The sequence below is a fragment of the Streptomyces sp. NPDC002032 genome, assembly GCF_042890765.1.
Classification (GTDB): Bacteria; Actinomycetota; Actinomycetes; order Streptomycetales; family Streptomycetaceae; genus Streptomyces.
Window position 1 is genome coordinate 279,126 of sequence record NZ_JBIASM010000002.1, and the last position, 19,185, is coordinate 298,310.

Sequence of the window (19,185 nt, forward strand, 5' to 3'; positions counted from 1 at the left end):
GGGAGGGGTGGCTATGGTAGGGGCTCCGCTGGACACCACCAGAGCCGACAGGGGAGGTGCGGCTGCGCCTGTGGATCGTGGAGGCGTTCTGAGACGTCTCTTCTGGTCGGCTGGTGAGCCGAAATCCGTGACCGACATTGCTGACCGCTTCCACACCGCCCACACCGCGACCGCGACCACCGCGACCTTTGCCGCCGATGCGGGTGCTCAGGCGTGGACCCCTCCCACATGGGAGGAGATCGTCAGCACGCACAGCGCGCGGGTCTACCGTCTCGCCTACCGCCTCACGGGCAACCAGCACGACGCCGAGGACCTGACGCAGGAGGTCTTCGTCCGCGTCTTCCGCTCGCTGTCCACGTACACGCCGGGCACCTTCGAGGGCTGGCTGCACCGCATCACCACGAACCTGTTCCTGGACATGGTGCGCCGCAAGCAGCGGATCCGCTTCGACGCCCTCGGTGACGACGCCGCCGAGCGGCTGCCGAGCCGTGAGCCGTCCCCCCAGCAGGTGCTGCACGACACCCACTTCGACGCGGACGTGCAGCAGGCGCTGGACACCCTCGCGCCCGAGTTCCGGGCCGCCGTGGTCCTGTGCGACATCGAGGGCCTGTCCTACGAGGAGATCGCCGCCACCCTCGGCGTGAAGCTCGGTACCGTCCGCAGCCGCATCCACCGCGGCCGCTCGCACCTGCGCAAGGCGCTCAAGCACCGGTCCCCCGAGGCCCGCGCCGAGCAGCGCGCCCTGGCGGGCGTGGCGGTGGGCGCCCCGGGCGCCGGGGGAGAGGGCGGAGCCGAGTGAGCGGAGTCAGTCCGTCCCCCGCCGAACAGCACCTGGGCGACCGGCTCGCCGCCCTGGTGGACGGGGAGCTGAAGCACGACGCTCGCGAGCGGGTGCTGGCGCACCTGGCGACCTGCGCCAAGTGCAAGGCCGAGGCCGACGCGCAGCGCCGGCTGAAGACCATGTTCGTCGAAAGCGCCCCGCCGCCGCTGTCCGCGGGGCTGCTGGCGCGCCTCCAGGGCCTGCCGGGCGCCGGACCCGAGGGGCCCGTCGGCCCGCCGGGCCCCCCTGGCGGACCGCCGCTGGGTGCCGGAGCTCCGGGCGCCGATCCCTTCGCCTCCTTCGGGTACGCGGCCGCGGCCGCCCCGCGCGAGGGTTTCCGCATCCATGAGGTGGGCCGTCCCCGGCGCCGCTTCGCCTTCGTCGCGGCGGGAGCCGTGTCGCTGGCCGCGATCGCGCTCGGCGGCCCGCTGCCGATGGACGGGGTCGAGCCGAACGCGCGGGGGGATGCTCCGGCCTCCCGGCCCGGGCCCTCGGTCCCGCTGACCGACGCGGTCGTGCGCGACCGGCTGCCCAGCCCCGGAGGGGTGCCCAGCCTCGGCCCGTCCGGGCCGTTCCCCACGGCGACGCCCTCCGTGCCCGCGACCGCCCTGCCGGTCTCGCTCGCCCGCTGAACGGCCCCCCGGAGTCCCCTGGACTTCCCCCGGGACCCGGGGCTCCGGCCCCGGCCGGGCCCGGTGACCGGCGGATCCCGGCGATCCGCCGTCCCGGGCCGGCCCGGGAGGGCGTGCGCGGTCCGGGAGCTCCGCTCACCCCTGGCCTCCGACGGGGCTCGGCACCTGGTTGAATCTGCGGCAGATGCGCCGCCGTGCGGTGCGACAGGCCCGCGGGGAGCGTCCATGTCCGACAGTCAGCAGAGCGGTCCGGCCCCGACCTGGTGGAGCCGGCCCGACGGTCCGGCGCCGGCCGGCGTGTCCCCCGGGGCCGCCGCCGAGGGGGCGCCCGCACCCGAGGACGCCGGAGCGGGACCGCGCTACGACCCCTGGGCCGACCGCCCGCTCCAGGTGGTCGACCTCGGCCGGCCCCGCCGCGCCCCCGGACTCCTGCGGACGGCGGTCTTCGCCGTCCTGATCGCCCTGCTCGCCGGAGGCGTCGGCGGCTATCTGGGCATCCTCGCGGAACGGCGCGGCAACACCCGCCTGGAGCTCCCGCAGGCCGCCGTGGACGGCAAGGGCCGGGCGCCCGAGAGCGTGGCCGGCATCGCCGCCACCGCCCTGCCCGGCGTGGTCACCCTGCACGTCAACGGGAGCGGCGGAGGCGGCACCGGCACCGGCTTCGTCCTGGACGAGCAGGGCCACATCCTGACGAACAACCACGTCGTCGCCGACGCCAAGGACATAACGGTCACCTTCAGCACCGGCGAGAGCGTCACCGCCGAGCTGGTCGGCCGCGACGGCGGCTACGACCTGGCGGTCGTGAAGGTCACCGGCGTCCGCGGGCTGCGCCCCCTGGCCCTCGGCAATTCGGAGAACGTCCGCGTCGGCGACCCGGTGGTGGCCATCGGCGCCCCCTTCGACCTCTCCAACACGGTCACGGCGGGCATCATCAGCGCCACCGGCCGGCCCATCACGGCGGGCGGCGACAAGGGCGACGGCAGCGACGTCAGCTACGTCGACGCCCTCCAGACCGACGCCCCCATCAACCCCGGCAACTCCGGCGGCCCGCTCCTGGACTCCCGCGCCCACGTCATCGGCATCAACAGCGCGATCCGCGGCGCCGACAAGGGCGCCGACGGCGCCGACCCCACCCGCCAGAGCGGCAGCATCGGCCTCGGCTTCGCCATCCCCGTCAACCAGGGCAAGCGGGTCGCCGAGGAGCTCATCCGCACCGGCCGCGCCACCCACCCCGTCATCGGCGTCACCCTGGACATGCAGTACGCGGGCGACGGCGCCCGGGTGGACTCCAAGGGCGAGGACAACAAGCCCTCCGTGGTCGCCGACGGCCCCGGCGCGCGGGCCGGGCTCAAGGCCGGGGACGTGATCACCAAGGTGGACGGCGTACGCGTGCACGGCGGCGACGAGCTGATCATCAAGATCAGGGCGCACCGTCCGGGAGACCGCCTGACCCTGACCGCGCTGCGCGACGGCAGGGAGCGCACGCTGGAAGTGGTGCTCGGCTCGGCGAGCGGCTCCTGACCCGAATACCGCATGACGCCCGGGTGAATCCGGGAAGAGGCCCGCACCGGCGTAGGAGCCCGCAAGGAACGCCGGGTACCGTTGTCCGGGCCGGACGTGGAAAGAGCCGAGGAGCGGCAAGGTGTTCAACGACATAGGCGCACTCGAGCTGGTCACGATCGTGGTGCTCGCCATTCTCATCTTCGGCCCGGACAAGCTGCCGAAGGTGATCCAGGACGTCTCCGGCATGATCCGGAAGATCCGCTCGTTCTCCGACAGCGCCAAGCAGGACATCCGCTCCGAACTCGGCCCCGAGTTCAAGGACTTCGAGTTCGAGGACCTGAACCCGAAGAACTTCATCCGCAAGCAGCTCACGGAGAACGAGGACCTCAAGGAGATCCGCAGCAGCTTCGACCTCCGCAAGGAGCTGAACGACGTCACCGACGCCGTCAACAGCAAGGAGGCCGCCTCCGCCGCCTCCGCCGCCTCCGCCGGCCCCGCGCCCGCCGCCACCGGTCCCGACCTGCTGAAGAAGCCCGCCGCCCCGGCCCCGGAGCAGCGCACCCCCTTCGACGCCGACGCCACCTGAGCCACCGCCTGCCCGGCGATCCGCACTCGGATGGCTATCCTCCATCTGTCCGGACCCAGGACGCCCGAGGGGGGCCGGCCGTTCCGGACCCCACGGAACGAGAGGCCGCCAGATGGAGACGACGCGCAGCAGCCGGGTGGGTGCACAGCCCGCCGACGCCCCTGACGCACCCCCGCAAACCGAGCAGCAGCCCCCGGGGCAGGCCCAGGAGGCCACCGCGCCCGTCCCGGCGGCCCGCCGGGCGGCGGAGGGGTACCTGAAGGCGGACTTCCCCTGGTACGGGCTGGACGGGGCCTTCACCGGCTCCCGCTGGCTCATGCAGGTCGGCACGGGCGCCGACGGCACCGTGGAGCACGGCTCGACCGGCCACGGCGACGAGCCGTCCGTGCGCGGCGAGATCGCGACGGGGGAGAAGGAACGCTTCGCGGTGGTGATCACGGTGGCCAGCAATCCGCTGCGCCGCAGCGGTGACGGCACCGGCGTCCTGGAGGCCACCTCGGTCTCCTCGGCCGCCTGGCTGGCCGGCTCCGGCCTGCTGGCCTACAGCTGGCCGCAGCAGATGGACCACACCCTGCGCGACGACTGGCTGGACCAGCAGACCGAGGCCGCCTGGGAACTCGCCGACGACCTCGCGGGCTCCGACTGGTCGACGCTGTCCCTGCCGGTGGACGGGGAGCCGACGACGTTCCACTACCGCGAGTCGGAGTTCGGCTGGGTGCTCGCCGGCTCCACCGGGAGCGGGGTCCACCTGGGCGCGTACGGGCGCGGGATGAGCGCGTACGGGCTGGGGTTCTCGGCGATCGAGGACCTGGGCACGTACGAGTAGGCCCGCACGGGCGGACCGGTACGGGAAAGGGCACCGCCGGCCGGCGGTGCCCTTCCGTGTCGCGGCCGCTTCCCGCGGCTGCGCGTCAGAACTTGTTGCGCGGGGTGATGCCCAGGGACATGCCCGACAGGCCGCGGGCGCGGCCGCCCAGCTTGCCCGCGATGGCGCGCAGCGCCGCACCGGCCGGGGAGTCGGGGTCGGAGAGGACGACCGGCTTGCCGTCGTCGCCGCCCTCGCGCAGCCGTACGTCGATCGGGATCGAGCCGAGCACCGGCACGGACGCGCCGACCGTCTTGGTCAGGCCGTCGGCGACCTTCTGGCCGCCGCCGGAGCCGAAGACGTCCACCATCTCGTCGCAGTGCGGGCACGGCAGGCCCGACATGTTCTCGACGACGCCGACGATCTTCTGGTGGGTCTGGACGGCGATCGAGCCGGCCCGCTCGGCCACCTCGGCGGCCGCCTGCTGCGGGGTGGTCACGACGAGGATCTCGGCGTTCGGCACCAGCTGCGCCACGGAGATCGCGATGTCGCCGGTGCCCGGGGGCAGGTCCAGCAGGAGCACGTCCAGGTCGCCCCAGAAGACGTCCGCGAGGAACTGCTGGAGCGCGCGGTGCAGCATCGGGCCGCGCCACACCACCGGCGCGTTGCCCGGGGTGAACATGCCGATCGAGATGACCTTCACGCCGTGCGCGGACGGCGGCATGATCATGTTCTCGACCTGGGTGGGGCGGCCCTCGACGCCGAGCATGCGCGGCACGCTGTGGCCGTAGATGTCCGCGTCGACCACGCCGACCTTCAGACCGTCGGCCGCCATCGCCGCGGCGAGGTTGACCGTGACGGAGGACTTGCCGACGCCGCCCTTGCCGGACGCGACCGCGTAGACGCGGGTCAGGGAGCCGGGCTTGGCGAAGGGGACCTCGCGCTCGGCGGTGCCGCCGCGCAGCGTGGTCGCCAGCTCCTTGCGCTGCTCGTCGCTCATCACGTCGAGGGTGACGGCGACGGAGGTGACGCCCGCGACCCCCTCGACGGCCTCGGTGACGTTCTTGGTGATGGTCTCGCGCATGGGGCAGCCCGACACCGTGAGGTAGACCGTGACGGCGACGGCGCCGCCCTCGCCGATCTCCACCGATTTGACCATGCCGAGCTCGGTGATCGGCCGGTGGATCTCGGGGTCGTTCACCGTCGACAGCGCGTCCAGGATCGCGTCCTGCTCGGGCGCGGCGGCGTCGGCGGCGGAGCTTGTGTCGGTAGCCATGCACCGATGGTACGGCTCGGTAGCTCGGCTCAGGAAAGCCCGTCAGCGGTCGCCTTCGTCACTTTCGCCGGAGAACAGCCGCCGCTCCTCCATCTCCTTGATCAGGTCCTGGAACTCCGACCTGATCCAGTCGCGGGTGGCCACCTCGCCCAGGCCCATGCGCAGCGCCGCGATCTCCCGCGTCAGGTACTCGGTGTCCGCGATGGAACGCTCGTTCTGCTTGCGGTCCTGCTCGTGGGTGACGCGGTCGCGGTCGTCCTGACGGTTCTGCGCGAGCAGGATCAGCGGAGCGGCGTAGGAGGCCTGGAGGGACAGCATCAGCGTCAGGAAGATGAAGGGGTACTGGTCGAAGCGCAGCCGGTCGGGCGCGAAGATGTTCCACAGCACCCACAGCACGATGACCAGGGTCATCCAGACGATGAACCGGCCCGTGCCGAGGAAGCGGGCGACCCGCTCCGACAGCCGGCCGAAGGCCTCCGGGTCGTACTCGGGCAGCAGTTTGCGGCGGGCCGGGCGCGGCTGGTCCAGCCGTACGCGGGAACGGGCGAACGCGCCCGCCGTGCCGGAGCCGCCCTTCGACCGGTCGGAGGAACGTTCCGGCCGTTCGTTGCGCAGCCGTTCCGCCGCCTCCTCCAGCCGGTCCGAGAGCCCCTCCCGGGCATGCTCGCGCCGCTCCCGGCGCCGTTCGCGCGCCGCGTCCCCGCGGCCCCGCTCAGTGGCCACTCACGGCCTCCTCGGAATGGAAGTCCGTCTCCCGCCAGTCGTCCGGCAGCAGGTGGTCGAGCACGTCGTCGACGGTGACCGCGCCCAGCAGCGAGCCGCTCTCGTCGACGACCGGCGCCGCGACCATGTTGTACGCGGCCAGGTAGCTGGTCACCGCGGGCAGCGAGGCGTCCGGCCGCAGCGGCGGCAGGTCGGTGTCCACGATCGAGCTGACCAGGGTGAACGGCGGGTCCCGCAGCAGCCGCTGGAAGTGCACCGTTCCCAGGTACTTGCCCGTCGGCGTCTCGTCCGGCGGGCGGCACACGTACACCTGCGCCGCCAGCGCCGGGGACAGGTCCGACTTGCGCACGCGGGCCAGCGCGTCGGCGACCGTGGCGTCGGGGCGCAGCACGATCGGCTCGGTGGTCATCAGGCCGCCCGCGGTGTTCTCCTCGTAGGACAGCAGGCGCCGCACGTCGGCGGCGTCGTCGGGCTGCATCAGGGTCAGCAGCCGTTCCTTCTCCTCCTCCGGCAGCTCGGAGAGCAGGTCGGCCGCGTCGTCCGGGTCCATCGCCTCCAGGACGTCGGCGGCGCGCTCCTCCTTCAGCTTGCCGAGGATCTCCACCTGGTCGTCCTCGGGGAGCTCCTCCAGCACGTCCGCGAGGCGGTCGTCGTCGAGGGCGTTGGCCACTTCGGCGCGCCGCTTCGGCGTCAGGTGGTGCAGGACGTTGGCGAGGTCGGCCGGACGCATCGTCTCGAAGGTGGCGACCAGGTTCTCGGCGCCCTGCCCGTGCTCCTCCAGCGAGAACCCGGTCACCGCCGACCACTCGACGGTCAGGGTCTCGCCCCGGCGGCGCAGCGCGCCCCCCTTGCCCTTGCGCACGAAGATCCGGTCGATCTCCCAGTCGCGGCGGGCCGGGAGCTGCTGGATGGCCACGTCCAGGACGGTGGCCTCCTCGCCCGTGCTCACGAGCGTCACCCGGCGGTCCAGCAGCTCGCCGAGGACCAGCCGCTCGGTCGGACGCTGTTCGAAGCGCCGCATGTTGACGACACCGGTGGTGATGACCTGTCCGGACTCCACGCCCGTCACCCGGGTCATCGGCAGGAAGATCCGGCGCCGGCTGACGACCTCGACCACCAGACCCAGCAGCCGGGGCGGCCGCCCGCCCACGCGCAGCATCGCGACGAGGTCGCGGACGCGGCCCACCTGATCGCCGTTGGGATCGAAGACGGGCACACCCGACAGATGCGAGACGAAGATCCGCGGGGCGCCTGCAGCCATCCGAGCGCCTCCTAGAGCGTCCATCACCAGTCCTGCCGTGCCTCAGGCTAGCCCGTGCCGTGGGCAAGCGTCCTGGTGGGGCCGTCCGCCCGGGGGTCCCTCGGGAGCCCGTAAGGGGGCGGGTACGCTGCCTGCTGCCCGCAGACGTCCGAAGAGAGGCACCTGCCCGTGACCGCCTACACCCCTGCCGCACGGCTGCGCCGGGCCGCCTTCATCGGCGTCCTGTGCGCGGGCCTCACCGTGACCGCGACGGGCTGCGGCGGCACTGCGGAGGACCCCGACAAGGGCACGAACGGGGTCGGCAAGCTCGGCGCGGACAAGATCGAGGGCCAGGCGAAGGCGGCCGCGACGGCGGCGAACTCGGTCCACCTGTCCGGCACCCTGGTCACCGGCGGCAAGACCTTCACCCTCGACATGCGCCTGAAGGCGGACGGCGGCTCCGGCGAGGTGAAGTCCCAGCACGACACCTTCCAGCTGCTGCGGGTCGGCGAACAGCTCTACCTGAAGGCCAGTGCGGCCTTCTGGGGGAAGTCGGACTCGGCGGGCAAGCTCGGCGACAAGTACGTGAAGGTCCCCGAGAACGATCCCTCGTACAAGCAGTTCCGCGGGTTCACCGACATGCACGTGCTGCTGGACGGGCTGCTCGGGCTCCAGGGCAAGCTGACCAAGGGCCCCTACACCACCGTCGGGCACGTGCGCGCGGTGCCGGTCACGGCCGACGCGGGCAAGAGCGGCAAGCTGACGGTGTCCCTGGAGGGGACCCCGTACCCGCTGCTGATGGAGCGCGCGGGCGGCGCGGGCCGGGTGGAACTCTCCGAATGGGGCAAGCCCTTCCCGCTGGAGGCGCCCGCGCAGGACCAGACCGTGGACTACGGCTCCCAGCTGCCGACCACCAAGGACGGCAAGGACACCGGTACCGGTACGGGCTCCCCGGCCCCGTCGAAGGGCACGGGCTCCGGATCGGGCGCCGGTTCGGGCCCCGGCTCCGGATCGGGCGCCGACCCGGGCAGCGGCTGACGCCCCCCGGCCCGCTCTGGCCCTTGGCCCGCGTCAGCCCTTGGCCCGCTTCCGCTTCAGCAGCAGCTTCGGCAGACCCGCCGGAGCGGGCCTGCGGGTGGTCGCGGGGGAGGGCAGCGGGGCCGCGGCCAGCGAACCGCCCGGCAGCTCACCGGCCACCGCGACGGGCTCCAGGCGCAGCAGACGGCACTCGCGGGCCCAGCGCTCCGTCATCCGCTCCGAGTCGGGCGCGTTCAGCCGCTTGCCCTTGAGCTCGGCGACGGCGGCCTCCCACGACGCGCTGCCGGGCACGAGCTCGCGCACGGCAGCCGTCCAGGCGACGAGCCGGCCACCCTTGTCCTTGCTGCGCACCGTCACCTCGGCGGCGGCGCCGTCGGTGAGACCGGGGAACGGCTGCTCACCGGGCCCGTCCCCGAGCACGTGCGCCGCGCCGTCCACCCAGGCGTGCCACAGGGCCCGGTCGGCGCCTTCGCCCCGGACCCAGATCAGGCCGGACTTCTTGGAGGCCTCCTCGACGAGGGCCAGATCGAGCGTGCTGAGAGTCATGCGGACAGGTTAGGGGCTCGGCCCCCCGCCGCTACAGCCACCCGTTGCGCCGGAGCGTCCGGTGGATGACGAAGCAGCTGCCGACGATGGCGGCCATCACCGTCGGATAGCCGTAGCGCCAGTGCAGCTCGGGCATGTGCTCGAAGTTCATCCCGTACACCCCGCAGATCATCGTCGGCACGGCGATGATCGCCGCCCACGAGGTGATCTTGCGCATGTCCTCGTTCTGGGCGACGGAGGCCTGGGCGAGGTTGGCCTGGAGGATCGAGTTCAGCAGCTCGTCGAAGCCGACGACCTGCTCGTGCACCCGGGCCAGGTGGTCGGCCACGTCGCGGAAGTACTTCTGGATGCCCGGGTCGACCAGCCGCATGGGCCGCTCGCTCAGCAGCTCCATCGGCCGCAGCAGCGGGGAGACCGCCCGCTTGAACTCCAGCACCTCGCGCTTGAGCTGGTAGATCCGGCCCGCGTCGCCGCCCCGGCCGACGCCCTTGGCGGGAGCGGCGAATACGGCGCTCTCCACCTCGTCGATGTCGTCCTGTACGGCGGCGGCCACCGCGATGTAGCCGTCGACGACGTGGTCGGCGATCGAGTGCAGGACCGAGGACGGGCCGCGCGAGAGCAGCTCGGGATCCTCCTGGAGGCGGTGGCGCAGGTTCCGCAGGGACCCCTGGCCGCCGTGCCGGACGGTGATGACGAAGTCGGGGCCGGTGAAGCACATCACCTCGCCGGTCTCCACGACCTCGCTGGTCGCGGTGAGTTCGGCGTGCTCGACGTAGTGGATCGTCTTGAAGACGGTGAACAGCGTGTCGTCGTAGCGCTCCAGCTTCGGCCGCTGGTGCGCGTGCACCGCGTCCTCCACGGCGAGCGGGTGCAGCCCGAACTCGGCCGCGATCCCGGCGAATTCCGCCTCCGTCGGCTCGTGCAGGCCGATCCAGGCGAAGCCGCCGTCCTCGCGCACCCGGCGCATCGCCTCACGCGGGGTCAGACAGCCGCGCCCCGGGTCCCGGGCGTCCCGCCGGCCGTCGCGGTACACGGCGCAGTCGACGACCGCGCTGCTCGCGGACGGGTCACGGGTGGTGTCGTAGCCGGGCTGTACGGGCGTGGACCGGCGCAGGGCCGGGCGGACGGCGGCACGGAGGTAGGGCAGCATCGACATGGCAGGCTCCTTCGCACGCACGGCTGCGGGCCGTACGGGTGGGAGGCCCTCCGGGAGCGCGGGCGGGCAGGCCCGGGCGGCGGGGGGAAAAGGACGGGAGGACGAAGTTCTGCCGTCGCCCTTCTGCTGATCGGAAGATCAAAGGGGGCGCGAAACGCCCTGCACAGAAGCGGAAGAGCGATCGGTACTGCACGATCGACTTCGATCCATTGCAGCCCCACCTCCTCCGGCCGGTCCCCCGTGGGGGACGTCCTGTCGCCGGGGCACTGAACCAACGCTTCTGCGTGTCGCCCCGACCAGCTGTCAACAGTATCAGCCGACGGATGGTCAAGACCCGCCCTTTACCCGGCTGATACGAGTTCTATGCTCACTTCATGGCAGAAATTCTGGCCCTCGTCGAGGCCCGGCTGCGCAGCGCGTTCGGTGAACCCGACGCCCGCGCCGCCGTCACCTTCCTGGGCACCGACCGCATCGAGGTACTCCGTTTCGCCGAGGGCGACCTCGTCCGGTACGCGACCCTCGGGATGTCCGCACATCCGATGACCGACCCGACCGCCGTCGTCGCCGACCCGGTGCGCGGCCCGCGCGCCGAGCTGGTGCTCACCGTCCGGGCGGGCCTGGCGCCGACCGACAAGCTGCTGCGGCCGCTGGCGGTACTGGCGGCCTCGCCGATGGTGGAGGGGCTGATCGTGGCCCCCGGCGCCTCGCTCGACGTGGGCGAACCGCTCTGGGAGGGGGCGCCGTTCAGCTCGGTGCTCGTCGCCGAGCCCGGCGGCCTCGTCGAAGACCTGGAGCTGGACGACCCCATGGACCCGGTCCGCTTCCTCCCCCTGCTCCCCATGACGGCGAACGAGGCCGCCTGGAAGCGGGTGCACGGCGCGGCGGCCCTCCAGGAACGCTGGCTCGCGCGCGGCACCGATCTGCGGGACCCTCTGCGTACGGCCGTCGCACTGGACTGAGCGCCGCGCCCGCGGGTACGGATGACATCCGGACGGGTGATCGTGTCTTGACGGGGCGCCGGGCGGGGAGGAGCGTGCTTCCTATGAGGGGCGAACCGAGTTGCCCGAAGTGCGGTGGCCGGGTCCGAGCGCCCGGTCTTTTCGCCGACTCCTGGCAGTGCGCGGTGCACGGCGCCGTCCATCCGCTGCAGCCGGTCATCCCGCCCAGCGTCGAGGGCCTCAGCGTGGTCGTGAACCGGGCCCAGGTGCCCGTCTGGATGCCGTGGCCCCTGCCGGTGGGATGGCTGTTCACCGGGGTCGCCTCCGCCGGGGACGACCGCAGCGGGGGCCGCGCCACCGCCGTGGCCTGCTCGGGCCCCGGGCCGCTGGGCGGCCTCGGCGAGCTCCTGCTCGTCGCCGAGGAACTCGGCGTCGGCCTCGGCTCCCGCTTCGCGGGCATCGACGCCCCCGACCCGGGCCCCTACATCAACGTCTCCGCCCCGCCGCACGCCAAGGTCGTCGCGGCGGGTCGGCCGACGCCGCTGTGGCACGTCAGCGGGGCGCCGGACGACCGGGCCGTGTTCGCGGGCGAGGCCCGGGGGCTGTGGCTGTGGGCCATCGTCTGGCCGGAGCAGTCCGGGCTCCTGATGTACGACGAACTCGTCCTCACCGACCTGCGCGACGCGGGCTCCGAAGTCGAACTCCTCCCCTGCGGCGCCCTGACCCCCCGCATTCTTTCCTGAACGCGCCGCCTCCCTTTCTGACGCGCCGCTCGCACCGCTCAGCGCCGGCGCGCTTCCCGGGCTTCGCGTCGCTGCGCCGGACTCCGTCCGGCGGGGCCGCCGGGCGGGGCCGCCGGCCAGGGCCCGGGCCCGGCCGTTGCCTGCGGGCCGCGTGGCCGCTGCGTCCGGCGGGCGGGCCCGCCCGGCCCCTGCGGGGCGTTTGCGGGGGCTCGCCCCTCGAAGCCCCTCCGCCGGTACGGCGCACCGCACGGCTGCCTCCGCCCCCGCGTCCCACCCCGGCGGGGGCGGAGCGTGGGCGCCGGGGGTGGGTGGGGCGTGGGTATCCTGGAGTGTCCCCCTCGTCCGTTCGAAATCCTGGAGCCCGGCTGTGCGCATCGACCTGCACACCCACTCCACGGCTTCCGACGGCACCGACACCCCCGCCGAACTGGTGCGGGCCGCGGCTTCCGCGGGGCTGGACGTGGTCGCGCTGACCGACCACGACACCGTCGGGGGATACGCCGAGGCCATCGCCGCGCTCCCGGCCGGGCTCACGCTCGTGACCGGCGCCGAGCTGTCCTGCCGGCTCGACGGCGTCGGGATGCACCTGCTCGCGTACCTCTTCGACCCCGAGGAGCCCGAGCTCTCCCGCGAGCGGGAACTCGTACGCGACGACCGGACCCCGCGCGCCCAGGCCATGGTCGGCAAGCTCCGTGCGCTCGGCGTGGACATCACCTGGGAGCAGGTGGCCCGGATCGCCGGGGCCGGCTCCGTGGGACGCCCGCACATCGCCACCGCCATGGTCGAGCTGGGCGTCGTCCCGACGGTGTCCGACGCGTTCACCGCCGACTGGCTCGCCGACGGCGGCCGGGCCTACGCCGGCAAGCACGAGCTGGACCCCTTCGAGGCCATCCGCCTGGTCAAGGCGGCCGGTGGCGTCACCGTCTTCGCGCACCCCGCCGCCGTCAAGCGCGGCACGTGCGTGCCCGAGAGCGCCCTGGCCGCCCTCGCGGCCGCCGGTCTGGACGGCATAGAGGTGGACCACATGGACCACGACACCGCCACCCGCGCCCGGCTGCGCGGCCTGGCCGCCGACCTCGGGCTGCTGACGACCGGTTCCAGCGACTACCACGGCAGCCGCAAGACCTGCGGCCTCGGGGAGTACACGACCGACCCCGAGATCTACGGCGAGATCACGCGCCGCGCCACGGGGGCCTTCCCGGTCCCCGGCGCCGGTGGAGACGCCCGCGCCTGAGGCGCCGCTCCACACCCTCCCCCCCTTTTTCGCCACACCCCTCACCTGCAAGGCATCTCTGTGTTTGATTTCGCCGTCTTCGGATCCCTTTTTCTCACGCTTTTTGTGATTATGGACCCCCCGGGGATCACGCCGATCTTCCTCGCCCTGACCTCCGGGCGCCCCGCCAAGGTCCAGCGCCGCATGGCCTGGCAGGCCGTCTGCGTGGCCTTCGGCGTCATCGCCGTCTTCGGCATCTGCGGCCAGCAGATCCTGGACTACCTGCACGTCTCCGTACCGGCGCTGATGATCGCGGGCGGTCTGCTGCTCCTGCTCATCGCGCTGGACCTGCTCACGGGCAAGACGGACGAGCCCAAGCAGACCAAGGACGTGAACGTCGCCCTCGTCCCGCTCGGCATGCCGCTGCTGGCCGGCCCCGGCGCGATCGTGTCCGTGATCCTGGCCGTGCAGAAGGCCGACGGCTTCACCGGCCAGGTCTCCGTCTGGTGCGCGATCATCGCCATGCACGTGGTGCTGTGGCTGACCATGCGCTACTCGCTGGTGATCATCCGGATCATCAAGGACGGCGGTGTCGTCCTCGTCACCCGCCTCGCCGGCATGATGCTGTCGGCCATCGCCGTCCAGCAGATCATCAACGGCGTGCTCCAGGTCATCCGCGGCGCCTGAACCCGCCGCGCGCATGCGAACGCCCCCGCACCATCGGTGCGGGGGCGTTTCTGCGAAAGCATCAGGAGGACGCCGTCTCGGCCGGTCGGATGAGGATGCGCTGGCCCACCGCGGCGGCCTGCTGCACGATCCGGTTGACGGAGGCCGCGTCCACGACGGTGCTGTCCACGGCGGACCCGTCGACGTCGTTCAGGCGCAGAATCTCGAAGCGCATCGCTTCTCCCTTCGTCGGTGTTCTCCTTGCACAGTGTTCAACGGAGGGGGTACATGAAACATTCCCTACGCTAAGGAAATTTTTTCATAAGCTAACGACCGACGCTCGAAGAATCCCAGAAGTTCACTAGAGAACGGGCCGTGACCTGCGGGTTCTCCGCGTTGGGGGAGTGCTCGGCACCCTCGACCAGGACCCGGGAAGCACCCAGCCGGACCGCCATCTCGTCCATCTGCGGCACCGGCCACGCGTAGTCGACCGTGCCGGACAGCACCAGCTTCGGCAGCGGCACCGCCGCCAGCTCCGCCACCCGGTCCGGCTCCTCGATCAGCACCCGGCCTGTCGCGATCAGCTGCTCCGGTACGGTGACCAGCCAGCGCTCGCGCAGGAACTCCGCCAGCTCCGGCCCGTCCGGCACCACGTCCTCGGGGTCCTGGGCCCGCATCGCCGCCCAGACCGCCGGCATGCTGTCGGCGGGCGGGGTCTCCCGCAGCGCCTCCAGCGCCGCGACGAGCAGCTTCGTCCGCGCCCGCTGCTCCTCGGCGACGGCGCCGGGCCCGCTGCTCATGAGGGTGAGGGAGGCGAAGGGGGCGGCGTCGCGCAGCACGGCCGCGCGGGCGACGAGACCGCCCAGCGAGTGCCCGACCAGGTGCACCGGGCCCCCGCCGAGGGCCGCGGCCTGCGCCAGGACGTCCCGGCCGAGCTCCTCCAGGGCGTACGCGGACTCCTCGCGCGGGCCGGGGCTCTCGTACTGGCCGCGCCCGTCGACGGTGACCACCCGGTAGCCGGCCGCGGCGAGCGGCTCCAGCAGGCCGATGAAGTCCTCCTTGCTGCCGGTGTACCCGGGGACCAGCAGGGCGGTGCCGCGCAGGGCGGCGCCCGCCTCGTGCACGGCGAAGTCGCCGCGCGCGGTCGTCAGGCGGTACGCGCGGGCGGCGGGCGGCAGGGTCAGGCGCGGCGGCTTGCTCATGGCCCGAGGTTACCGGCCCGTACGCCCGGGGAACGAGAAGGCCCCGGCCCCCTCGAAAGGGGACCGGGGCCGTTCTCGTACGGGTCCTACGCCTCCGGCGCGGCCTCGGCGGCCTTGCGGGTGCGGGTGCGCTTCGGCTTGGCCGGAGCGGCCTCGGCGGTGGCAGCGGCCTCCACCGGGGCGGCGTCGGCGGCCTTGCGGGTCCGGGTGCGCTTCGGCTTCGCCGGCGCCTCCTCGGCCACGGCGGCGGCCGGCGCGGCGGCGGGGGCCGCCACGGCCTTGCGGGCCCGCGGCGCGCGGCGCGCCTGGACGGGCTCCACCATCGGGGCCATCTGGAAGTCCGGCTCGTCCACGGCGGGCGCGGCGACCCTGCGGGGACGACGCACCTTGACCGGCGCCTCCTCCACCACGGTGGCGGCCTCCGCGACCGGAGCGGCGACGGGCGCCTCCGCGGCCTTGCGGGTCCGGGTGCGGCGGGCCTTGACCGGGGCCGGGGCCTCCTCGGCCACGGCGGGAGCCGGGACCTCGACGGCGGCCGCGACGGGCGCCTCGGCGACGGCCGGGGCCTTGACCACGGCGGCCTCGGCGACCGCGGCGGCGGCCTGGACGCCCACCCGGCTGCGGCGGCGGCGCGGGCGGCGCGGCTCGTCGTCGGCGGGAGCGGCGGGGGCTGCGGCCGGCGCTGCGGCGGGGACCGCGGGAGCCTCGGCGGCCGGAGCCACCGGGGCGGCGGCCACGTCCTCGGCGCCCAGCTCCGAACCGGAACGGGTGCGGCGGCGCTGACGCGGCGTACGGGTGCGCGCGGGGCGCTCCTCGGTGGCCACCGGGGCGGCGGCCGGACCGCGGCCGCCACGGCCACCGCGCCCGCCGGTCTCGCCCAGGTCTTCCAGGTTCTCGGCCTTCAGGCCCGCCCGCGTGCGCTCGGCGCGCGGCAGGATGCCCTTGGTGCCGGCCGGGATGTTCATTTCCTCGTACAGGTGCGGGGACGTGGAGTACGTCTCGACCGGGTCGTGGAAGTCCAGCTCCAGCGCCTTGTTGATCAGCTGCCAGCGCGGGATGTCGTCCCAGTCGACCAGGGTGACGGCGATGCCCTTCTTGCCCGCGCGGCCGGTGCGGCCCACGCGGTGCAGGAAGGTCTTCTCGTCCTCCGGCGTCTGGTAATTGATGACGTGGGTCACGCCCTCGACGTCGATGCCGCGGGCGGCGACGTCGGTGCACACCAGCACGTCGACCTTGCCGTTGCGGAAGGCGCGCAGCGCCTGCTCGCGGGCGCCCTGGCCCAGGTCGCCGTGGACGGCGCCGGAGGCGAAGCCGCGCTTCTCCAGCTGCTCGGCGATGTCGGCCGCCGTGCGCTTGGTGCGGCAGAAGATCATGGCGAGGCCACGGCCCTCGGCCTGGAGGATGCGGGAGACGAGCTCCGGCTTGTCCATGTTGTGCGCACGGAAGACGTGCTGCGTGGTGTTGGCGACGGTCGCGCCCTCGCCGTCCTCGGAGACGGCGCGGATGTGCGTCGGCTGCGTCATGTACCGGCGGGCGAGGCCGATGACGGCGCCCGGCATGGTGGCCGAGAACAGCATCGTCTGGCGCTTGGCCGGCAGGTAGCTCATGATCCGCTCGACGTCGGGCAGGAAGCCCAGGTCGAGCATCTCGTCGGCCTCGTCGAGGACGAGGGCCTTGACGCGGGAGAGGTCGAGCTTCTTCTGCCCGGCCAGGTCCAGCAGGCGGCCCGGGGTGCCGACGATCACGTCGACGCCCTTCTTGAGCGCCTCGACCTGGGGCTCGTACGCGCGGCCGCCGTATATGGCGAGGACGCGGACGTTGCGGACCTTGCCCGCGGTCAGGAGGTCGTTGGTGACCTGGGTGCACAGCTCGCGGGTCGGAACCACCACGAGGGCCTGCGGCGCGTCGGTCAGCTGCGCGGGCGTTGCCCGGCCGGCCTCGACGTCCGCGGGGACGACGACCCGCTCCAGCAGGGGGAGGCCGAAGCCCAGCGTCTTGCCGGTGCCGGTCTTGGCCTGGCCGATGACGTCCGTGCCGGAAAGGGCGACGGGGAGGGTCATCTCCTGGATCGGGAAGGGGGACACGATGCCGACGGCTTCAAGCGCCTCGGCCGTCTCGGGAAAGATCCCGAGGTCTCGGAACGTAGTCAGGGTGCTGCCTCTTCTGTGAGACGCGGCGCGAGGCGGCGAGGGGGGTCGTACCGTGCCGGGCTTGCAGTACTGCGCCCACCCAGATTTCGGGAGGGTCGTACGAAGCTGCGCGGGACCACTAGCCTTCGCTCAAGCGCTTCTGCCGCTGAGGGGGCCCCTCGTGCGGAGGTGGTACGCATGGACGTACGCACCGCACCGAGGGCGGTCGGGTTGGAGCCGATCGGGCCACCGACCGGGCATCCTCATTCTGATCGCCCGCCGAGTATTCGGCAGGCGCATTACCACTGTACCTCGGAATCGCGCAGGTGTGTCGGGTGAATTCACCGGGTAGGCGGGTTTACGTGGACTGAGCAGGTGGTTCGTGCTGCCTTTCGGCGGGCTATTGTGCGGAGCATGTCGACCGTAGAAAACGCATCTCCCGCCGACGACAGCACACCCGACGGGGCGCAGGGCATCGCCGCCCAGGACTGGGCGACCGCCTCGGCCTCGCCCCAGTACCGGGCCGCCGTCGTGGACCTGCTCGGCGCGCTCGCGTACGGGGAGCTCGCGGCCTTCGAGCGCCTCGCCGAGGACGCCAAGCTCGCCCCCACCCTGGGTGACAAGGCCGAGCTGGCGAAGATGGCCTCCGCCGAGTTCCACCACTTCGAGCGGCTGCGCGGTCGGCTCGCGGAGATCGACACCGACCCGACCGCCGCGATGGAGCCCTTCGCCAAGGGCGTCGACGACTTCCACCGCCAGACCGCCCCCTCCGACTGGCTAGAGGGCCTGGTCAAGGCCTACGTCGGCGACTCCATCGCCAGCGACTTCTACCGCGAGGTCGCCACCCACCTCGACACCGACACCCGCGCCCTGGTCGTCGGCGTCCTCGACGACACCGGCCACGGCGGCTTCGCCGTCGAGAAGGTGCGCGCCGCGATCGAGGCCGACCCGCGCTGCGGCGGCCGGCTCGCGCTGTGGGCCCGCCGGCTGATGGGCGAGGCCCTCTCGCAGGCCCAGCGCGTGGTCGCGGAGCGCGACGCGCTCTCCACCATGCTGGTCGGCGGCGTCGACGGAATGGCGGCGGGCTTCGACCTCGCGGCCGTCGGCGAGATGTTCACCCGCATCACCAAGGCCCACACCCGGCGGATGGCCGCCCTCGGCCTCGCGGCCTGAGCCCGCCCCGCCTCCTCGCGCACGACGACGGCCCCGGCCGCGGAACCCTCCGCGGCCGGGGCCGTCGTCGTAGCCGCGCGACCGGGACTCAGGCCGCGCTCCGGGCCGCGCTCCAGCGCCGCTCAACCACGCGACGGGAGCGAAAACGGAGGCCGCCGGGAGCTTCTCCCGGAACCCGCGGCGGGCCGCAGCAGCAGCGAGAGCACGACGGCCGACACACCGAGGCCGCCCAGGAAGGTGGCGGCCAGCGTGTTGTGCCCCGGACCGAGCGCCGTATGCGTCAGATACGCCCCGAAGAGCGCCCCTGACACACCGCTGACCAGCACTGTTCTGGTGGACGGCAGTCGTTTGGCGAGTACGCGGACGGCCGCGCCCGCCAGCGCGAGGCCGATCAGGCCGGAGCCGAGCGCCTCCATCAGCAGCATCACACCACTCCCCTACGTCAGGGCAAACCGGGTCACTGCGGTCCTACCCGAAGCGGAAGAAACGGAAACGGCCCGGCGGAACAACCGCCGGGCCGTTTCTCGGTTCTGCCGGTGACTCAGAGAGCGCCGAAACCGACCTTCCGCGCGCTCGGCTCGCCCAGGTCGACGTACGACAGGCGGTCCGACGGCACGAGGACCTTGCGGCCCTTGTTGTCGGTCAGGCTCAGCAGCGGCGACTGGCCGGACAGCGCGGCGGCGACGACGGCCTCCAGCTCCTCGGCGCTCAGGTCGCTCTCCAGCACGATCTCCCGGGGTGCGTGCTGCACGCCGATCTTGACCTCCACGGCTTTGTCCCTCCGACGGTCCGGTTC

The 19,185-nt window shown here is 73.1% G+C and carries 21 protein-coding genes; 11 read left to right on the forward strand and 10 right to left on the reverse strand.

Annotation, left to right across the window (positions count from 1 at the left end; all coding sequences use genetic code 11):
- Positions 1-13: 13 nt before the first annotated feature.
- From sigE to ACFYYT_RS05465, 5 genes are all read left to right on the forward strand, one after another.
- Positions 14-799 (forward strand): RNA polymerase sigma factor SigE, encoded by a 786-nt coding sequence (sigE, locus tag ACFYYT_RS05445; protein WP_351826126.1) that lies wholly within the window; start codon positions 14-16, stop codon positions 797-799.
- Entirely contained in the window at positions 796-1,452 is a 657-nt protein-coding gene (locus ACFYYT_RS05450; RefSeq protein ID WP_385321473.1) for a zf-HC2 domain-containing protein, read from the forward strand. The genes sigE and ACFYYT_RS05450 overlap by 4 nt, the downstream gene beginning before the upstream one ends.
- A gap of 225 nt (positions 1,453-1,677) precedes the next feature.
- The gene (locus ACFYYT_RS05455) at positions 1,678-2,973 is read left to right on the forward strand and encodes a S1C family serine protease (protein WP_388606987.1); all 1,296 of its coding nucleotides are present in this window, start codon (positions 1,678-1,680) and stop codon (positions 2,971-2,973) included.
- A 121-nt stretch (positions 2,974-3,094) separates the two neighbouring features.
- The gene (locus ACFYYT_RS05460; RefSeq protein WP_351826127.1) at positions 3,095-3,541 is read left to right on the forward strand and encodes a sec-independent translocase; all 447 of its coding nucleotides are present in this window, start codon (positions 3,095-3,097) and stop codon (positions 3,539-3,541) included.
- Between the two features lie 112 nt (positions 3,542-3,653).
- Positions 3,654-4,367: a hypothetical protein gene (locus tag ACFYYT_RS05465; RefSeq protein ID WP_351826128.1), complete on the forward strand. Its 714-nt coding sequence runs from the start codon at positions 3,654-3,656 to the stop codon at positions 4,365-4,367.
- An 85-nt stretch (positions 4,368-4,452) separates the two neighbouring features.
- On the opposite strand, the gene ACFYYT_RS05470 is transcribed toward ACFYYT_RS05465, so the two are convergent.
- From ACFYYT_RS05470 to ACFYYT_RS05480, 3 genes are all read right to left on the reverse strand, one after another.
- Complete coding sequence (locus tag ACFYYT_RS05470; RefSeq protein WP_351826129.1) at positions 4,453-5,622, reverse strand: Mrp/NBP35 family ATP-binding protein; 1,170 nt, start codon at positions 5,620-5,622, stop codon at positions 4,453-4,455.
- A gap of 42 nt (positions 5,623-5,664) precedes the next feature.
- Positions 5,665-6,237 (reverse strand): DUF1003 domain-containing protein, encoded by a 573-nt coding sequence (locus tag ACFYYT_RS05475; protein WP_351826150.1) that lies wholly within the window; start codon positions 6,235-6,237, stop codon positions 5,665-5,667.
- A gap of 97 nt (positions 6,238-6,334) precedes the next feature.
- Positions 6,335-7,606 carry a magnesium transporter MgtE N-terminal domain-containing protein gene (locus tag ACFYYT_RS05480; RefSeq protein WP_351826130.1) on the reverse strand — a complete coding sequence of 424 codons (1,272 nt, stop codon included), beginning with the start codon at positions 7,604-7,606 and terminating at the stop codon, positions 6,335-6,337.
- Positions 7,607-7,774: 168 nt separating this feature from the next.
- Between ACFYYT_RS05480 and ACFYYT_RS05485 the strand changes: the two genes are divergently transcribed.
- Positions 7,775-8,623, forward strand: coding sequence for a hypothetical protein (locus tag ACFYYT_RS05485; protein ID WP_351826131.1), 849 nt, complete (start codon positions 7,775-7,777; stop codon positions 8,621-8,623).
- Positions 8,624-8,656: 33 nt separating this feature from the next.
- On the opposite strand, the gene ACFYYT_RS05490 is transcribed toward ACFYYT_RS05485, so the two are convergent.
- Together ACFYYT_RS05490 and ACFYYT_RS05495 are read right to left on the reverse strand one after the other, a co-directional pair.
- Positions 8,657-9,169 (reverse strand): hypothetical protein, encoded by a 513-nt coding sequence (locus ACFYYT_RS05490; protein ID WP_351826132.1) that lies wholly within the window; start codon positions 9,167-9,169, stop codon positions 8,657-8,659.
- 31 nt (positions 9,170-9,200) lie between these two features.
- Positions 9,201-10,325: a magnesium and cobalt transport protein CorA gene (locus tag ACFYYT_RS05495; RefSeq protein ID WP_351826133.1), complete on the reverse strand. Its 1,125-nt coding sequence runs from the start codon at positions 10,323-10,325 to the stop codon at positions 9,201-9,203.
- A 374-nt stretch (positions 10,326-10,699) separates the two neighbouring features.
- Here ACFYYT_RS05495 and ACFYYT_RS05500 point away from each other — a divergent pair, with 374 nt between their 5' ends.
- The 4 genes from ACFYYT_RS05500 (at position 10,700) to ACFYYT_RS05515 (ending at position 13,906) form a co-directional block, all read left to right on the forward strand.
- Positions 10,700-11,284, forward strand: coding sequence for a suppressor of fused domain protein (locus ACFYYT_RS05500; protein ID WP_351826134.1), 585 nt, complete (start codon positions 10,700-10,702; stop codon positions 11,282-11,284).
- An 83-nt stretch (positions 11,285-11,367) separates the two neighbouring features.
- Entirely contained in the window at positions 11,368-12,006 is a 639-nt protein-coding gene (locus tag ACFYYT_RS05505) for a DUF6758 family protein (RefSeq protein WP_351826135.1), read from the forward strand.
- Positions 12,007-12,373: 367 nt separating this feature from the next.
- Positions 12,374-13,240: a PHP domain-containing protein gene (locus ACFYYT_RS05510; RefSeq protein ID WP_351826136.1), complete on the forward strand. Its 867-nt coding sequence runs from the start codon at positions 12,374-12,376 to the stop codon at positions 13,238-13,240.
- A gap of 60 nt (positions 13,241-13,300) precedes the next feature.
- A complete protein-coding gene (locus tag ACFYYT_RS05515; protein ID WP_351826137.1) occupies positions 13,301-13,906 on the forward strand; it encodes a MarC family protein in 606 nt (201 codons plus the stop codon).
- A gap of 61 nt (positions 13,907-13,967) precedes the next feature.
- Here the strand turns inward: ACFYYT_RS05515 and ACFYYT_RS05520 are convergent, their stop codons facing one another.
- From ACFYYT_RS05520 to ACFYYT_RS05530, 3 genes are all read right to left on the reverse strand, one after another.
- Positions 13,968-14,120 carry a hypothetical protein gene (locus tag ACFYYT_RS05520; protein WP_167456791.1) on the reverse strand — a complete coding sequence of 51 codons (153 nt, stop codon included), beginning with the start codon at positions 14,118-14,120 and terminating at the stop codon, positions 13,968-13,970.
- A 91-nt stretch (positions 14,121-14,211) separates the two neighbouring features.
- Positions 14,212-15,087 carry an alpha/beta hydrolase gene (locus ACFYYT_RS05525; protein WP_351826138.1) on the reverse strand — a complete coding sequence of 292 codons (876 nt, stop codon included), beginning with the start codon at positions 15,085-15,087 and terminating at the stop codon, positions 14,212-14,214.
- A gap of 86 nt (positions 15,088-15,173) precedes the next feature.
- Positions 15,174-17,171 (reverse strand): DEAD/DEAH box helicase, encoded by a 1,998-nt coding sequence (locus tag ACFYYT_RS05530; RefSeq protein ID WP_388606991.1) that lies wholly within the window; start codon positions 17,169-17,171, stop codon positions 15,174-15,176.
- A gap of 459 nt (positions 17,172-17,630) precedes the next feature.
- Here ACFYYT_RS05530 and ACFYYT_RS05535 point away from each other — a divergent pair, with 459 nt between their 5' ends.
- On the forward strand, positions 17,631-18,389 hold the full coding sequence (locus ACFYYT_RS05535; RefSeq protein WP_351826139.1) for a ferritin-like fold-containing protein: 759 nt from the start codon (positions 17,631-17,633) through the stop codon (positions 18,387-18,389).
- Between the two features lie 122 nt (positions 18,390-18,511).
- Here ACFYYT_RS05535 and ACFYYT_RS05540 read toward each other — a convergent pair whose 3' ends face one another.
- Together ACFYYT_RS05540 and ACFYYT_RS05545 are read right to left on the reverse strand one after the other, a co-directional pair.
- On the reverse strand, positions 18,512-18,814 hold the full coding sequence (locus tag ACFYYT_RS05540) for a hypothetical protein (protein ID WP_351826140.1): 303 nt from the start codon (positions 18,812-18,814) through the stop codon (positions 18,512-18,514).
- Between the two features lie 116 nt (positions 18,815-18,930).
- Entirely contained in the window at positions 18,931-19,158 is a 228-nt protein-coding gene (locus ACFYYT_RS05545) for a DUF3107 domain-containing protein (RefSeq protein ID WP_030764655.1), read from the reverse strand.
- Positions 19,159-19,185: the final 27 nt, after the last annotated feature.

What these genes read in the sequence shown, in the direction of transcription:
- ACFYYT_RS05465 (WP_351826128.1), top strand. Translation starts at nt 3,654, where the DNA reads ATGGAGACGACGCGCAGCAGCCGGGTGGGTGCACAGCCCGCCGACGCC.
- ACFYYT_RS05455 (WP_388606987.1), top strand. Translation starts at nt 1,678, where the DNA reads ATGTCCGACAGTCAGCAGAGCGGTCCGGCCCCGACCTGGTGGAGCCGG.
- ACFYYT_RS05535 (WP_351826139.1), top strand. Translation starts at nt 17,631, where the DNA reads ATGTCGACCGTAGAAAACGCATCTCCCGCCGACGACAGCACACCCGAC.
- ACFYYT_RS05540 (WP_351826140.1), bottom strand. Translation starts at nt 18,814, where the DNA reads ATGCTGCTGATGGAGGCGCTCGGCTCCGGCCTGATCGGCCTCGCGCTG.
- ACFYYT_RS05505 (WP_351826135.1), top strand. Translation starts at nt 11,368, where the DNA reads ATGAGGGGCGAACCGAGTTGCCCGAAGTGCGGTGGCCGGGTCCGAGCG.
- ACFYYT_RS05500 (WP_351826134.1), top strand. Translation starts at nt 10,700, where the DNA reads ATGGCAGAAATTCTGGCCCTCGTCGAGGCCCGGCTGCGCAGCGCGTTC.
- ACFYYT_RS05495 (WP_351826133.1), bottom strand. Translation starts at nt 10,325, where the DNA reads ATGTCGATGCTGCCCTACCTCCGTGCCGCCGTCCGCCCGGCCCTGCGC.
- ACFYYT_RS05490 (WP_351826132.1), bottom strand. Translation starts at nt 9,169, where the DNA reads ATGACTCTCAGCACGCTCGATCTGGCCCTCGTCGAGGAGGCCTCCAAG.
- ACFYYT_RS05520 (WP_167456791.1), bottom strand. Translation starts at nt 14,120, where the DNA reads ATGCGCTTCGAGATTCTGCGCCTGAACGACGTCGACGGGTCCGCCGTG.
- ACFYYT_RS05480 (WP_351826130.1), bottom strand. Translation starts at nt 7,606, where the DNA reads ATGGCTGCAGGCGCCCCGCGGATCTTCGTCTCGCATCTGTCGGGTGTG.
- ACFYYT_RS05470 (WP_351826129.1), bottom strand. Translation starts at nt 5,622, where the DNA reads ATGGCTACCGACACAAGCTCCGCCGCCGACGCCGCCGCGCCCGAGCAG.
- sigE (WP_351826126.1), top strand. Translation starts at nt 14, where the DNA reads ATGGTAGGGGCTCCGCTGGACACCACCAGAGCCGACAGGGGAGGTGCG.
- ACFYYT_RS05525 (WP_351826138.1), bottom strand. Translation starts at nt 15,087, where the DNA reads ATGAGCAAGCCGCCGCGCCTGACCCTGCCGCCCGCCGCCCGCGCGTAC.